The 14,823-nt window shown below is 66.9% G+C and carries 15 protein-coding genes; 5 read left to right on the top strand and 10 right to left on the bottom strand.

Translation table 11 applies throughout. The features are described 5' to 3' along the window. Positions 1-8 precede the first annotated feature (8 nt). From N415_RS16190 to N415_RS16180, 3 genes are all read left to right on the top strand, one after another. Positions 9-1,085, top strand: coding sequence for a hypothetical protein (locus N415_RS16190; RefSeq protein ID WP_068183780.1), 1,077 nt, complete (start codon positions 9-11; stop codon positions 1,083-1,085). A 17-nt stretch (positions 1,086-1,102) separates the two neighbouring features. Continuing rightward, entirely contained in the window at positions 1,103-1,885 is a 783-nt protein-coding gene (locus N415_RS16185; protein WP_068183777.1) for an SDR family oxidoreductase, read from the top strand. Positions 1,886-2,128: 243 nt separating this feature from the next. Then, positions 2,129-3,004, top strand: coding sequence for a cyclopropane mycolic acid synthase family methyltransferase (locus N415_RS16180; protein ID WP_068183774.1), 876 nt, complete (start codon positions 2,129-2,131; stop codon positions 3,002-3,004). An 8-nt stretch (positions 3,005-3,012) separates the two neighbouring features. On the opposite strand, the gene N415_RS16175 is transcribed toward N415_RS16180, so the two are convergent. Continuing rightward, on the bottom strand, positions 3,013-3,318 hold the full coding sequence (locus N415_RS16175) for a ferredoxin (RefSeq protein ID WP_068183771.1): 306 nt from the start codon (positions 3,316-3,318) through the stop codon (positions 3,013-3,015). Next, the gene (locus N415_RS16170) at positions 3,318-4,442 is read right to left on the bottom strand and encodes a Rieske 2Fe-2S domain-containing protein (protein WP_068183769.1); all 1,125 of its coding nucleotides are present in this window, start codon (positions 4,440-4,442) and stop codon (positions 3,318-3,320) included. The genes N415_RS16175 and N415_RS16170 overlap by 1 nt, the downstream gene beginning before the upstream one ends. 100 nt (positions 4,443-4,542) lie before the next feature. Here N415_RS16170 and N415_RS16165 point away from each other — a divergent pair, with 100 nt between their 5' ends. Beyond that, a complete protein-coding gene (locus N415_RS16165; RefSeq protein ID WP_068183766.1) occupies positions 4,543-6,246 on the top strand; it encodes a 3-ketosteroid-delta-1-dehydrogenase in 1,704 nt (567 codons plus the stop codon). On the opposite strand, the gene N415_RS16160 is transcribed toward N415_RS16165, so the two are convergent. From N415_RS16160 to N415_RS16135, 6 genes are all read right to left on the bottom strand, one after another. Next, on the bottom strand, positions 6,243-6,917 hold the full coding sequence (locus tag N415_RS16160) for a PadR family transcriptional regulator (RefSeq protein ID WP_068183764.1): 675 nt from the start codon (positions 6,915-6,917) through the stop codon (positions 6,243-6,245). The genes N415_RS16165 and N415_RS16160 overlap by 4 nt on opposite strands. A gap of 79 nt (positions 6,918-6,996) precedes the next feature. Further along, complete coding sequence (locus N415_RS33260; RefSeq protein WP_152531424.1) at positions 6,997-7,875, bottom strand: DUF2510 domain-containing protein; 879 nt, start codon at positions 7,873-7,875, stop codon at positions 6,997-6,999. Between the two features lie 82 nt (positions 7,876-7,957). After that, complete coding sequence (locus N415_RS16150; protein ID WP_081665302.1) at positions 7,958-8,338, bottom strand: NINE protein; 381 nt, start codon at positions 8,336-8,338, stop codon at positions 7,958-7,960. A 97-nt stretch (positions 8,339-8,435) separates the two neighbouring features. Next, complete coding sequence (locus tag N415_RS16145) at positions 8,436-9,326, bottom strand: alpha/beta hydrolase fold domain-containing protein (RefSeq protein WP_068183758.1); 891 nt, start codon at positions 9,324-9,326, stop codon at positions 8,436-8,438. After that, the gene (locus tag N415_RS16140) at positions 9,323-10,177 is read right to left on the bottom strand and encodes a hypothetical protein (protein ID WP_068183756.1); all 855 of its coding nucleotides are present in this window, start codon (positions 10,175-10,177) and stop codon (positions 9,323-9,325) included. Before N415_RS16140 ends, N415_RS16145 begins: the two co-directional genes overlap by 4 nt. Before the next feature lie 78 nt (positions 10,178-10,255). Next, a complete protein-coding gene (locus N415_RS16135; RefSeq protein ID WP_081665301.1) occupies positions 10,256-10,702 on the bottom strand; it encodes a DUF1003 domain-containing protein in 447 nt (148 codons plus the stop codon). A 214-nt stretch (positions 10,703-10,916) separates the two neighbouring features. Here N415_RS16135 and N415_RS16130 point away from each other — a divergent pair, with 214 nt between their 5' ends. Then, positions 10,917-12,053: an FAD-dependent oxidoreductase gene (locus N415_RS16130; RefSeq protein ID WP_068183753.1), complete on the top strand. Its 1,137-nt coding sequence runs from the start codon at positions 10,917-10,919 to the stop codon at positions 12,051-12,053. Here the strand turns inward: N415_RS16130 and N415_RS33255 are convergent. Both N415_RS33255 and N415_RS33250 read right to left on the bottom strand, forming a co-directional pair. Beyond that, complete coding sequence (locus tag N415_RS33255; protein WP_068183750.1) at positions 12,043-12,789, bottom strand: DUF4190 domain-containing protein; 747 nt, start codon at positions 12,787-12,789, stop codon at positions 12,043-12,045. The genes N415_RS16130 and N415_RS33255 overlap by 11 nt on opposite strands. A gap of 119 nt (positions 12,790-12,908) precedes the next feature. Beyond that, a complete protein-coding gene (locus N415_RS33250) occupies positions 12,909-14,810 on the bottom strand; it encodes a serine/threonine-protein kinase (protein ID WP_081665310.1) in 1,902 nt (633 codons plus the stop codon). Between the last annotated feature and the right edge of the window lie 13 nt (positions 14,811-14,823).

Raw genomic sequence — 14,823 nt, 5'->3', positions numbered from 1 at the left:
GACAGCTGATGCTCACCGAGGAGCGGCGGATGGAGCTTTCCGACGTGCTACGGCCGGCCAACCCGCCCCGCGAAATCGGCAACGTCTACACGGATGACCAGCATGATCGTCTGCTCGACGTGGTCCGCACCGAAGGCCCGTGGAAGCTGATCATCGCCCAGCACTTCGCGTCGGCCGACGAGCTGATGGCGACGATGAGCGGCATGTTCCCCGAAGGATTCACCCCGTCGCTGGATTTGTTTCTGACGCCGACCTTCCGCGGCTACCTGGCAAATTACGGTGCGGTGCTCTACCCGCAACTGCACGACTGCTTCTACAACGAGCGTTTCCTGGATCTGGCCAAGGCGTACTGGAAAGCCGAATACGCCAAGCCACAGCTGATGTTGTTCAACATCAACGGACCGTGCGCCAACCGCGACCCGGGGCACCTGGATTCGCCGAGCTTTCGCGGGGTGCGGCACGAGAATGCGCCCACCTGGCTGACCAGCGTGATGGGCAAATCCGGCCTTTTCCAGGACTACCTGATCAAGATGGCGCAGGTGATCACCTGGTTCTCGCTCGATGCCGGCAGCGGCTTCACCTACTGGCCCGAAGGGCCGCTCAAGGAACCCAAGCGCATCCTGCCGCCAATCAACAACCGCGGCATCGTGGTCCAGAACGAGATGATGGTGCACCGCGGCGAGGCCAATGGTCCACTGGCCCAACAAGTTCCGGCCGGCCTGGCATTCGACACCATGTTCACCGGCGACCCAAGCGACCGCGACTATTGGTTGCTGAAGAACGGTGACGATGTGATCGCCCGCCACCACACCGACGAACTGCGCTTCCTGGTGCACTGGTCGGCCGAAGTGTTCGCCGACTACGACGAGCTGAAGAAGAACATGGAAGGCTCCGACGACCTTACGGTCGACAAGGCAATCGACATGATGGTCGACGATCTCATGGGCAAGGGCATCAAGCTGGACATCCCCAGCGAACCGCTGCACGATCCGGCGTTCGTCGGCGCCCTCAACGCCGCATACGACCTTGGCGGCCCGGCGGTCTACCCCGAGGAAGCCCCGCTCAGCGCCTTCCAGCTCGCATGACCGAAAGGGGTTGGCTGATGGATCGTTTCGCAGACAGACGGGTCATCGTGACTGGAGCGGGCTCCGGAATCGGACGGGCCACCGTGGCCCGGTTGCTCGACGAGGGCGCCACCGTCGTGGCCTACGACATCTCGGCTGACGGGCTGTCGAGCACCGCGGCCACCGCCGACGAGGCGGGCAGCGGTAAGCGACTGACCACCGCGGTCCTCGACGTTTCCGACGAGGGCGCCGTGACAGCCGCGGTGGATGCGGCGCTGAACGAGCTCGGTGGTCTCGAAGTGCTCGTCAATGCGGCCGCCATCCAGCGCTGCGCCAACACCCACCAGCACACGCTGGACGACTGGAACGCCACCCTGGCGGTTAACCTGACAGGGACCTTCCTGATGACCCGCCAGGCGCTTCCGGCGCTGCTGGACTCCGGTCGCGGCGTGGTTGTCAACTTCACCTCTACCGCGGCGTCGTTCGCACACCCCTACATGGCGGCCTATGCCGCCAGCAAAGGCGGCGTGTTGTCATTCACGCACTCGTTGGCGCTCGAATATTCCAAACAGGGCCTGCGCGCAGTCAACATCCAACCCGGCGGGGTTTCCACGGCGCTCGCACTCAGCACCTTGGACAAGATGCCCGAGGGGTACGACCTCGGCCTCTGGGCCAAGCAGACACCGCTGCTGCACGGGAAAGACAACGCCATCCTGGGCGACCCGAGCGCCGTGGCATCGGTAATCGCCATGGTCGCGTCTGATGACGGCGCATTCATCACCGGCACGGAAATCCGGGTCGACGGCGGCGCGCACGCCTGAACGCGTGCCTTCCGGTCGATTCGACCCGATCCGGCTGGCCTAACGGCAATGGCCAATTATCACGGGCCCAAGAATCAAAAACCGCGCCACGATCGCATTCAAAATTCGCCCTGTTTCGCTACCTGGCTGCGGTGCCCAATACGTGTAATCTCCCTTACCGAATGGTGCGGATCAGTCGCGGGGGAACCCGCGCCGGCGTGAAGCCTGCAGGGACTCCCTGCCCGAGCCGTTGCGAGAGGACGCATGCGACAAAGTGCGCAAAGCCTGCGGCCGCACTTCGAGGACGTACAGGCTCACTACGACCTTTCCGATGACTTCTTCGCGCTATTCCTAGACCCGACGCGGACGTACACCTGCGCCTACTTCGAGCGCGACGACATGACCCTGGAAGAGGCCCAGATCGCCAAGATCGACCTGGCGCTGGGCAAACTGGGCCTGCAGCCGGGCATGACGCTCCTCGATGTGGGTTGCGGTTGGGGTTCGGCGATGGTTCGGGCGCTGGATAAGTACGACGTCAACGTGGTCGGCCTGACCCTGAGCAGGAATCAGGTGGCCTATGTCGAAAAGCTGTTCGCTGAATCGGACAGCCCCCGTTCCAAGCGAGTGCTGCTGCAGGGTTGGGAGCAGTTTCACGAGCCGGTGGACCGGATTGTCGCGATCGGCCCGCTCGAGCATTTCGGCTACGACCGCCACGTCCCCTTCTTCAAGTGGGCATATAACCTGCTGCCGGCCGACGGCACGATGTTGCTCCATACGATCGTGGTGTTGAGCCGCGAGCAGATCCGGCAGCGCAACCTCCCGTTGACGATGTGGCATATCCGATTTGTGAAATTCCTTCTGGAAGAGATCTTCCCCGGCGGCCGGCTGCCGACGGTGGAAATGGTCGAGGAGAATTCCACGGCGGTTGGGTTCAGCGTCAGCCGGATCCATCGACTCCGGCCGCACTACAAGAGGACGCTCGACATGTGGGCGGCGGCCCTTCAGGCCCACAAGAGCGAGGCGATCGCGATCCAGTCGGACGAGGTCTACGAGCGGTACATGAGGTACCTGACCGGTTGTGCCGAGTTGTTCCGCGACGGCTACACCGATTTGTGCCAGTTCACGCTGGAAAAGAAATAGTTCCCGATTTAGGTTGTGGCACGCACTGTTTCGTCGACGATCGACAACACCCCGCATCGCACCGCGTCAACAATCGACTCGCTCAGCGCCGAGCACGCGAGAAACACCCCGCGGCTCCCGGGCGCCGAGATCCGCTCCGCGTCAAGGCGTTCGGCACACCGGGCGGTCGCGTCGGCAGTCCACTGCACACTGGTCTGGTTCCAACTGCTCTTGCGCGCCAGCACCTGTGCGCCGCAGGCGCGGCAGGCCACCGGAATCATCGGCATCTCAGCCAGGCGATTGTCGTCGTCGCTGACGGGTGAATCGAGCGTCATCATGACTGGGTGGCCATGTTCGCCTCGACCTGCTTCATCCACGCTTCGTAGGGCCGGGTGGTGTCGAGCTCGAATTCGAAGCGGTCGACCATGTCCGGCCGCACGTCGGCCAGGTCGACATAAAACTGTTCGTACCAACGACGCAGCTGATAGACCGGGCCGTCCTCCTCGACCAGGAGCGGGTTATCGATGCGCGCCTTGTGGCGCCAGATCTGCACATCCTGCTCGAAACCCAGCTTGACGAAGTCACCAAGACTGATCGCGGTCTGCATCGCGAGGTCTTCCGGCAACGCTTCGGATTTTTTGACGATGATGCCATATTGCAGCACAAAGGAATTCGCATCGATCGGATAGTGACAATTGATGAGCACCGTGTGGTGGTCGGCGTCCGCATAGTGATAGGTCAGGTCGTCGATCATGAAGGACGGGCCCCAGTAGGACGCCACCGAGGTAGTACCGAGCATTCGCGCACCTTCGGTTCCACCCAGGTCCGGGCGGCCCGCACTGTTCATGTACTGCGTCGCCACGTGTCCTTCGAAGATGTTCTTGAAATGCGTGGGCAACGAGCCGTGGATATAGAAGAAGTGCGCCATGTCCACGACGTTGTCAATGATTTCGCGGCAATTGGTGTTCACGACGGTGGTGTACCAGTGCCAGTCGGTCCAGTCGTCACTGGACGCACCTTCGATACGAGGAATGCTGACCTCGGGTGGGGGCGGGTTGAGCTCCGGGTCGTTCCAGACGAACAACATGCCGTCCTGCACCAGGGTGTGCCACGCCCGCGTACGGGCCAACCGGGGGGTGCGCCTGCTGTACGGGACTAGCTTGCATCGCCCGTCGCCGCCCCAGCGCCAGTCGTGGAACGGGCACGCTATCTCGTTGCCCTTGACCTCGCCCTGGGACAGGTCACCGCCCATGTGCCTGCAGAAGCCGTCGAGGACGTTGATGTCGCCGTCGCCGCTGCGGAACACAACAAGCTTCTGCCCGAAGGCGTTGACCGCGTGCGGCTTACCGTCACCGAAGTCTCTGACCAGGCCGAGGCAGTGCCAACCGCGGGCGAACCGCGTCGGCGTGGCCTGCGCTTCTATGAGCCGAATTTCGTCGGCATCGGACTGCAGAGTCATGTGCGCTATTCAACTCGTGGGCCGCGCAATGGGGCCGGCTTGTTCCACTCATCAGGAGGGCTCTTCCTTCGGCGCGTCAGCCCGGCATACCGTTCTCAACGTGACTCAGCGCAGCACGACGATTCCCGCCGGACTTCCGGTCGCCGATACCGTGGTCGACCTGCTGGTGATCGGCTCGGGCACCGGCATGTCGGCTGCGCTGGCTGCGCATGAGCTGGGACTGTCGGTGCTCATCGTCGAGAAGTCGTCCTACGTGGGCGGCTCGACCGCCCGGTCCGGGGGTGCCCTGTGGCTGCCCGCCGGACCGGTGCTGGCCGATGCCGGCGCGAACGACACCGCCGAGCGTGCCGCAACCTATCTGGGCGCGGTAGTCGATGGGTCGGCACCAGCGGAGCGTTCCGCCGGCTTTGTCGCTCATGTGTCCGCGACGGTCGAAATGTTGCGCCGCACGACGCCGCTGCGGCTCTTCTGGGCCCGCGACTATTCCGACTACCACCCGGAGAAGCCCGGCGGCAGCGCGGCCGGACGGACCTGCGAGTGCCGGCCACTGGACACGTCGATTCTCGGCGAATACCGCACCCGACTCAGACCAGGTGTGCTGGAGGCCGGTGTCTCGATCCCGACGACGGGTGCTGACTACCGCTGGATGAACCTCGTGGTTCGGGTGCCCCGTAAGGGCATTCCGACGTTCGCGAAGCGAGTGGCGCAGGGCGTGGGCGGTCGTCTGCTGGGCCGGCGCTACGCGGCCGGTGGCCAGGGCCTGACGGCCGGGCTGTTCGCGGGTGTGCTGCGCGCCGGCATCCCGGTGTGGACTAACACCACGCTGCTGCGCCTCGACGGCGACGGCAGCCGCGTGAGCGGCGCGATCGTGGGCCACGACGGACGCGAGGTGAGAATCACGGCACGGCGGGGGGTAGTGCTGGCCACCGGGGGTTTCGATCACAGTATGGAGATGCGGTGGAAATTCCAGTCGGAGTCGCTGGGCGCCGACTTCAGCCTGGGCGCCGAATCCAACACCGGTGACGGCATCCGCGCGGCGCAAGAACTCGGCGCGGACATCGATTTGATGGATCAGGCTTGGTGGTTCCCCGCTGTCGCGCCGCTGCCTGGTAAGGCGCCCATGGTCATGCTCGCCGAGCGGTCACTTCCCGGCTGCCTGATCGTGGACCAACACGGCCACCGTTTTTGCAACGAGTCGACCGATTACATGACGTTCGGTCAACGGTTGCTCGAACTGGAGCGCTCGGGCAGCCCGATCGAAACGATGTGGATCATCTTCGATCAGCAATACCGCAACAGCTATGTGTTTGGCGCGGAACTGTTTCCGCGGATGCCGATCCCGCAGGCGTGGTACGACGCGGGCATCGCCTCGCGGGCCGACAGCCTAGCCGGCCTGGCCGCGCACATCGGCGTTCCTGTGACGGAGTTCGCCCAGACGATGGCTCGCTTCAACGAAAGCGCCTGCGCCGGAGAGGATCCGGATTTCGGTCGGGGTCGCAGCGCCTATGACCGCTACTACGGCGACCCGACGATAACCCCGAACCCCAACCTGCGTCCGCTGACCAAGGGCCCGTTCTATGCCGTGAAAATGGTGCTCAGCGATCTGGGCACCTGCGGGGGCCTGAAGGCGGACGAACGGGCGCGGGTGCTGCGCGAGGACGGGCGCGTGATCGCCGGGTTGTACGCGATCGGCAATACCGCTGCCAACGCGTTTGGCACGACGTATCCGGGGGCCGGCGCGACGATCGCGCAGGGGCTGGTCTACGGCTACATCGCGGCGCTCGACGCAGCGAGCACCGACTAGTCAGCCGCGCGCTTGGCCTCGACCTGCTTCTCGATCTCACGCCAGTACCCCGGCGTGGGCCGTGGTTTACCGAAACCGCTCTTCGCGGCCTTCTGGATGATCGTGTCGGCCTCGTCGATGTCCTTCATCAGTTCGAGCGCGAACTCACGCTCCGCGGCGTAGTACTTGGCCGCCCAGCGCAGCGCAATCACCGAATACGCCCAGGCCGGTTCTGCCTCGGCACCCTCGGCGTCTTCCATCGCCTTCTGGTGCCTGGCTTCCGCGTACGCGACATGCTCCTGCAGCAGTTCCTTCAGCCGCGCCGGATTGCTGAGGTGGCCGAAGGTGACTCGCAGCAGCACGCTGTGCTTGAGCACGGGCGGATCTACCGGCGCCTCGTTGGTCCACTCGGTGACGGCGTCCATCCCCGCTCGGGTGATTTTGTAAAGCCGGCGGCTGCGAGTGCCCTCGTCGTGTTCGACGCGCGACGTGACCAGCCCTAGCCCCTCGAGTTTCTTCAGCTCCGTGTAGATCTGGCTGAACGACGGGCTCCAGTAGTAGAGGTCGACGCTCCAGTCGATCCACTTTTTGAGGTCGTATCCCGAGACTTCCTCTTCGTAGGACATCATTCCCAGCAGCGTCCAACTGGTGGCGGCAAGCGCCGACTTCACCCGCTTGTCGCTGTCGTCCATTTCGCCAGATTAACAACAGGGGTCACATTGACGCGCCGCGAAGGACCGCTGGCCGGGACACCGAATCGCTCAGAACTTTCTAGGCCCGTTCCGCCTTCGACCGTTCCATCCACAGCAGCACGACGCCCACGGCGGTGACGATCACCGCCGCCGCGTACACCATCATCCCGAACGCCGGCGTGACGTTGACGAAGCCTTCGCCCTCGTTGTTCTTCGTGGCCACGGTGTGGAACCAGACGAACGTGAGGGCACCCAGCAGGGCGACCGCCACGCTGAGCCCGATGAGCCGGGCGGGCGGCACCCGGGATCCCGACACGGCAGGCAACGCCAAAAACGCGGCCACGACGGCCAGCAGAATGACGACGAACTTCGCCGTTCCGTCGGCGGCAACCCCGTGCGAACTCAGGGCCCGGCCGAACAGCTTCAGGCTGACGGTCGCGAACGGCAGGAAGATCGAGATGACCGTGACGAGCAGTCCCCCCAGCACGATCCAGGCGGGGACCGACATCCTGGCCGCCACGTCCCTCACAGCCGCGAGGCCGTCGGACTGTGCGTTCGAGCCGGGCTGGGCGGGCAAATCGGGCCCCGGGCGCGCTCCGGGTGGTGAATAGCCTGGCGGGGGCGGCCGATTGGGCGCCTGAGACGGCGGAAGGGGCGGGCGCGGGGGCGCCGTCGGCGCGGACGCGCGTGGAGGCGGCGGCGGGGGCAGCGGCGTTGCGCGGGTCTGGGCCGCCGAGGGCAGATCAGACCCGGGCGGCCGGGGCGGTAGCGGTGTGACCTGGGTCGGCGCCGCGGAGGGCGCGGGCGGGGGTTGCTGCGGCGGCATGACCGGTGGTCGCGCTGCCCGCGCGTCGGGTTTGCGCTGTTGGTGAGGTGTCCAGGTCCGGCCGTCCCAGTAACGCTGGGCGTTGGGGTCGCGTGGGTCGTCGTACCAGCCGGGCTGGTTGGGCGTCGTCATCGGCGGATCCTCCCCTGTGGACTGAACTGCCTCCGCAAACGCGAGAATACGCGCGGCCACGCTCGAGGCCCGGCCGTGCGCCTCAGTCGCGCAGCGTGCGTCCCTCCGCGTCGGGCACCTTGCCGACGAGAATCATGATTCCGTCGATCAGCGGCCAGATGGCGCCGATCCCGCAGGTCAGCCAGGACACCGCGATTTGGGCGATGCCGACGTTGGTGTAGCCGAGATAGAAGCGGCCGACGCCGAAACTGCCTACGAAGATCTGCAGCAGCCCCGCGAGGAGCTTGCTCTTGTCCGACAGCGGCCGCCCGTAGGCGTCCACGCCATACGGCGCGCCACCGTACGGAGCGACGCCCGCGCCCGCGGCAGGCGCGTTGGCGTGCCATTGCTGGCCGTCCCAATACATTTGGCCGGGGTGGCCGCTCGGGTCCGGGTACCACCCGGCGGATGGCTGTTCGGTCATTGTGTTTCCCTCTCTTCTGAAGGCGTTGAATGCACCTGCGGCTCAGCCGATTAGGCCCATCATTGCACCGGCGAGCCGAATTTGTCCGGTATGAAGTTCAGTTCGCCCGCAACCGTTCGACGATGAGCGCTCGCGCGGCGCGGCCTTCCGGCGTCGGGGTGAGGGGGTAGACGTGCACCAGGCCGGGTTGTTCGTGGTAGTCGATCTGCACGCCGGCCGCCGCGGCCTTTTCGGCCAGCAGTCGCGCGTCGGGGTTGAGGATGTCGCGGGTGCCGCTGAACACGGTCAGGGGTCCCAGGCCGGACAGATCGGCGTTCAGCGGGCTCACCATCGTGTCGGTCATCGGCAGGTCACCGCACCAGCGCTTGGCGAACTCCAGCAGGCCCACCCGCGTCAGCCAGGGGTCGTCGACCGCGTCGATCAACGGGTTGGTCAGCGACACGTCGAGAACGGGCGAGATCAGCACGGTTTCGGGCAGGACCAGGCGGTGCTCGTCGCGCAGGAGCAGCGCCGCCGACAGGGCCATCTGTCCCCCGGCGGAATCCCCGGCCAGGCACACGCTGTGGTCGGGCATCGCCGTCTCGGCGACCAGCTCGGCGATCCTGGGGACTACCTCGGCCGCGGTCGCGAACGGCGCCAGCGGATAGATCGGCACGACCACTCGGACGCACGCGTCGGCGGCGATTTGTACCGCCAATTTCCAATGCTGCGAAGCGATTTCGTTGACCCAGGCGCCGCCGTGCAGGTAAACGACCGTGCCCTGCGGCTCGTGCAGCGACTGCGCTGTCAAGGTGTAGATCGGCCAAACCGATTCCCGGTCCAGGTGCAGGTTGACGTCCTTGCGCAACCCCGGCGGGGGTCCGTAGAACTGCGGGTGTGCCGCGCGCTGATCGATGTGATCGCGGGCGCTTTGCGCGCTGCGGTATGCGCGGGCCCGCGTCAGATGGATGACGGCGGGCAGGGCCCGACTCCGCCAGCTCAGGCTCATCTGATCTGGACCCCACGCTTGCGCACCCACACCAGAGCGCCGACGGTTCCCGCGAGCCAGACCGCCACGGCGATGGCCAGATGCACGAAGCTCTTCGTGTCCCGCCCGAACACCGGCCAGATCAAGGCGGGAACTTTCGTCCACAGCAGGCGGTGCTCGACGCCGTTCATCGGATCGGCGACGTAGTACAGCGCGTAGGGCAGCGTCAGCGCCAAGATCCACGCGCCGGTGCGGCGACGATCGCCACGCTGCCGCCAGCGCCGAAGCAGTGGTTCGACGCTCACCGGGTGCAGCACCGAGAAGAAGTTCCCGACGCCCAGCCAGGACACGATGGGCACCGCGACGGTGGGGATGGTCACCGCCAGGCGCCCCGGCGTTTGGAACCACAGCGTGAGGACCATCGCCGTCAGCAACGTCGGCAGCCCCACGATCGTCAGCAGTGCCAGGTTCTTGATCAGGAGCACTCGCCAGAAGGGCACCCCGTCGGACAGCGCCTGATGGACGCGGTAGTGGTCGGCGCCGAGCAGGTTGGTGGTGGTGACGTCCGCGAGGACCCACGAGGAAAAGTACGTGCCGACCAAAACCGCCCAGTCGTGGTGATGGCGGCCCGGCGTCAGCGGCTGCACCAGCAGCCACGCCGCGGCAAAGACGACGTTGGCCACGACCCCCATCAGCCAGTTACGCGGCGGCGTGAACGCCCAGCGGATCTCGGCCGCGACCGCCGGCCCGAGCTTTTGTTGCAAGTCCTTGGCGGCCCGCCTGGCCGCGGCGGGCCGGGGTGCGGTTGCGCGCGCCGCGGCGCGCAGCGCGGCGTCCACCCGCGGACGCATCGTCGCCTGCAATTCCAACATTTGCTCCCCCACATTAGAGCGGTTGTCCGTGCCACCACCCGCCCTGGCAAGGCTTTTCGCCGCGTGTCGTAGCCGTTGTCAACTCGGCGGCCCGATATAGCGCCGGTGCAGTTCCTGGGTGAGGAGGTGAATCTCGCGGGTGAGCTCGGTGTTGGTCTTCAGCTCCAAGTCCTCCATCTGGTAGTCATGGTCGGCCCGGGCCTGCTGGAACGCCGCCTGACGGTTCTGACCGATCATCACGAAGGTCGACAGGAAGATCGCTTCGAGCGACACCGCCAGGGTCAGGGTGGGCCATGGACTGCGTTCGAGTAACAGCATCCACACGCCGAAGAGGGCCGCGTGCAGCCAGACGAAGTTCATCGACCCGGCAAACGCGGTTATCCGGTCGGCCAGGCGCAGCTGGAGGTCCTGGCCCCGCCTGCGGGCCTCCGCGATGACGGCCGGGTGGTGCACCTGGCCGCCGCGCAGCAGCCGGCGCGGAATCAGTTGCGGATTGTGGTAATGCGCATCGGCCTGTGTCGTCATGTGAGCGGTTCCTTTCGGTGCCGTGGCGGTACCCCGCCGCTGGGTAATGCTAATGGGCTGCGCCCTGCAGGCCGACGCCCAATGGCGCGTCGCTAGAACGTGTTACAGTTTGCCCACCACGCGCGTAAGGAGGCCCGGATGGACGCCGTCGCACCGGCCTGGCCAACCAAAAACCGCTGCCGCACAAGCGAATCGCGCCGCGCGTGATCCGGACATGAGCCGCAAGCGTGTCGTCGTCGCCGGACTGGGAGACGTCGGTGTCCTGACCGCCATCCGCCTGGCCCGGCACGCCGACGTCGTCGGGATTTCCGCCAAACCCGCGCTGGTGAGCGGCCAGGAACTCGGCGTCCGGCTGTCCCGCCCCGAGGACTGGGCCCGCGACTACTGGATCCCGTTCGACAAGTTCCGCCGCCTGGACGACGTGCGCACGGAGCAGGCGACGCTGACCGGGCTCGACCTGGCGGCCCGAACGGTGTTGGGCCGGCGCGACGACGGCACCCCCCTGGCCGAGGAGTTCGACGCGCTGGTCATCTCGACGGGTGTCAGCAACGGGTTCTGGCGGCGCCCGAACCTGCAGTCGCCCACCGAGATCGGGGCCGACCTGCGCGCCGCCCACGACCGGCTGGCCGCCGCGGATTCGGTGATCATCGTGGGTGGCGGCGCAGCCGCGGTCAGCAGCGCCGTCAACATCGCGACCACCTGGCCGGGCAAGCGGGTCGACCTGTACTTCCCCGGCGAGCGAGCGCTGGGCGAGTATCACCCGGCGACGTGGCGGCGCATCCGGAACCGACTGGTCGACCTGGGCGTGGGCGTGCACCCTGGCCACCGCGCCCAGATCCCCGACGGCTTCTCGGGTGAGGAGATCACCGGAGACCCCGTCCACTGGAGCACCGGGCAATCACCGGCTTCCGCCGACGCGGTGCTATGGGCGATCGGCCGGGTACGCCCGAACACCGATTGGCTGCCACCGGAACTCCTCGACGAGCGCGGCTTCGTTCGCGTGACGCCGCAGCTGCGGGTGCCCGGCCATCGGGGCGTGTTCGCGGTCGGGGACGTCGCGGCCACCGACCCCCTCCGCAGCTCCGCCCGCAATCGTGGGGATGCGTTGGTAGCGAACAACATTCGCGCCGAGTTCGCGGGCCGGGACCTGCGCGCCTTCCGGACCCCGGGCCGGCGGTGGGGTTCGTTGGTGGGCATCCAGCCCAACGGGCTCGAGGTCTTCTTCCCCACCGGTCATTCGTTGCGGTTCCCGTCCTGGTCGGTCGAGCGGGTGGTGATGCCGTGGGTCGTCCGATGGGGCATGTACCGCGGGATCCGCGAAAACCAGCCGCTTCGGCCGCTCAGCTCTTGATGGACCCGGTTCGCTTGGTGGTGAACGTCGCGACGCACACCATGGCGCGGTCGCCGCGCTGCCACGATTCGCGGGTGGGCGGCATGATCGCCAGGTCGATGTCGGGATCCAACAATGCGGACGGCGAGTACGACGCCAGGTCGTCCTTGCAGTCCTTGCCGTAGGCACCGAATCCGGACTCGCCGGGGAACGGCCCGTCGGGGATGGTCACGATGCCCGCCACCTCGCCCGCGTGGGGCCGGTCGCAGCTGGTGGTGTCCACCGAGGAGATGCGGTTGCCCCTGGGCAACTCGGCGAAGCAGTCCCCAACCTTGATGTCGCGCGCACTGACCGTGTGAGTCGGCGACAGGGCGACCACCACGATGACGACGGCGATGCCGACCGCCCAAGCGCCCGAGAGGACGAGCCCGCCGATGGCCATTCCCCGGCCGCGCTGCCCGCCGGGTTTCGTCTTGCCCAGCGCGATGACGCCGAAGATGACGCTGAGCAGGATTCCCCCGACCGCACCGAAAATCAGTGAGGCGACGGCGAATCCGCTGGTCGTCTGGGCCTGCGGCGGCAGCGCGTAGCCCGGCGGCGGGTACGGGCCCGGCGGGTAGGGCGCGGGATAAGGACTTGGCGGGTAAGGCGGCGGATAGGGCCCCGGCGGGTACGGACCGGGGTAAGGCGGGGGATATCCACCCTGGGGAGGCGGCGGTTGATGTGGGGGCGGGCCCGGGTCCGTCGGATGCGACATGCCTAACTGTACGACCGGTGGTCACGGCACCGCTTCGCGACCGTAACCTGGCCGCGAATTTTGACGGGATTTTTCGCAGTGTGGTTACGCTCGCGGCTGCTTGAGGGAACCGGGAGCTCCTAATCGCCTGTCCGCGTGTATGTTTCGTCGAAGTCCACGCTCCATTGGCAGTCGGCGCGGCCCGACGACTCGTCCAGATGGTCGTGGCCGATCAGCTGCGGGATCGGATCCTGCGGCGGTTGGGGCAGCGCATACTGGCCGGTGGCTCGCGCGTAGACGGCCCCGCCGCAGCCCGGGTCGTTGTCGTCGTGCTCGACGTGCAGGGTCCAGGTGCCGCCCTCGAACACCAGCGGTGTGTCAATCGTTTTGGAGTGGAAATAGCTCATGCACCGTTCCCCGGTGCGCAGGCAGTCGGTGACGACGGCCTGGTCCGTCTGCTGTGGCGCGATCCTGGCCTTGAACTTTCGGACCAGGTGGTAGCGGCCGTGCAGGGCTTGGGCCGGCGAGCCCACCCGCGGCGGAAGCGCGTTCGGGTCGGGGAGCTTGTTGATGTCGACGTCCCCGGAGCGGGTGAAGGTCACCGTCCGCTTTTCGTTGCAGGCGTTGGCCGATGCCCCGCGGTACTCACCGGCGAAGGTGCCGTCCGGTTGCGGCTGCAGAGTCAACACCTGCCACACCTCGGCCGGGGCGTCTCGGCACTTGTCCGAGCCGATGGTCACCGCCACCCAGCGCCCGTCCACCTCGTCGAAAACCGCGTTCGACGCGAGCCGTAGCTCGCCACTGACCCGTTGCGCCGTCGCCCGGCAACCGTTCGGCCCGCACGCCGAGCGGACGGCGTACGTGTCCGTTTCCGGAGCCGCGCCCTGACCCGGGACACCCTCCAGCGTCGTGCCCTGGCTGAAGCGCACGCGGTAGACACCGGTGAAGGGGCCGGTGTTCGGAGTCGCGGCCGCGGTGTTCCCCGGCGTAGTGGCGGGACTGGTGGCCGCGGTGTGGCCCGATTCGGAGTGCCGCAACAGCTTCACGGCCGCGAAGACGCCACCGGCGACGACGAGCAGCGCGATGCCCAGCAGGGCGCCGACGAGCGCCCGGGGACGCCGGCGGGGTCGGATGGCGGGCATGGTCGCGTCGATCCGCGGTTGGGTGTCCGGGAATGGAATGTCGCCGGGCTGGGTCGCGCCCGGGCCCAGCTGCCGGGCCAGCTGGTCGGCGAATTCGCGGCAGCCGGCAAACCGGTGCGATGGCTCCTTGGCCATCGCGGTGGCGAACACGGGATCCAGCGCGGCGAGCTCCGGGCGGCGGGCACCGATCGAGGGCGGGGCGGCGTTGATGTGCTGGCTGATCACCACGGCCGGATTGGAATCGACGTACGGCGCCGACCCGGTCAGCAGGTGAAACGCGGTGCACGCCAACGCATATTGATCGGCGCGCCCGTCGACCCGCTCCCCCTTCAACTGCTCGGGCGCGACGTAGGCCACCGTCCCGACCGTCATGTTCGTTGCGGTCAGCCCGGTCGCGTCGTCGATGTGGCGCGCGAGCCCGAAGTCGGCGAGATAAACCCGGCGCGCCTGACCGTCGGGGTCGGTCAACAAGATGTTGGCCGGCTTGACATCCCGGTGCAGCAACCCACGGCCGTGCGCGTAATCCAACGCCGAGCCGACCGCGGTGATGATCGCCACGACGTCTTCGAGCGGCATCCCGCCCGGGTGGTGTTCGCGCAGCAGCCGGCCGGCATCATTGCCGGCCACATAATCCATCGAGATCCAGAACTGACCGTCCTCTTCACCGCGGTCGTGGATCGTCACGATGTGCGGATGCGATAACCCGGCCGCCAGTTCCGCCTCCCGCAGGAAGCGGCCCCGGAACTCCGGGTCGCCGGTGAGCTCCGCGGGCAGCACCTTCAACGCGTCCTGGCGCGGCAACCGGGGATGCGCCGCCAGGTACACCTGGCCCATCCCGCCCGCGCCCAACACCCGCACGATCGTGTACCCGGCAAACACCTGACCCGCCTCGAGCGACATGGGAAAATCGTAA

Origin of the sequence: Mycobacterium sp. UM_CSW (genome assembly GCF_000455205.1) — a bacterium.
Classification (GTDB): Bacteria; Actinomycetota; Actinomycetes; order Mycobacteriales; family Mycobacteriaceae; genus Mycobacterium.
Note: the sequence above shows the minus strand (reverse complement) of the source record. Positions and strands in the feature narration are given on the sequence as shown.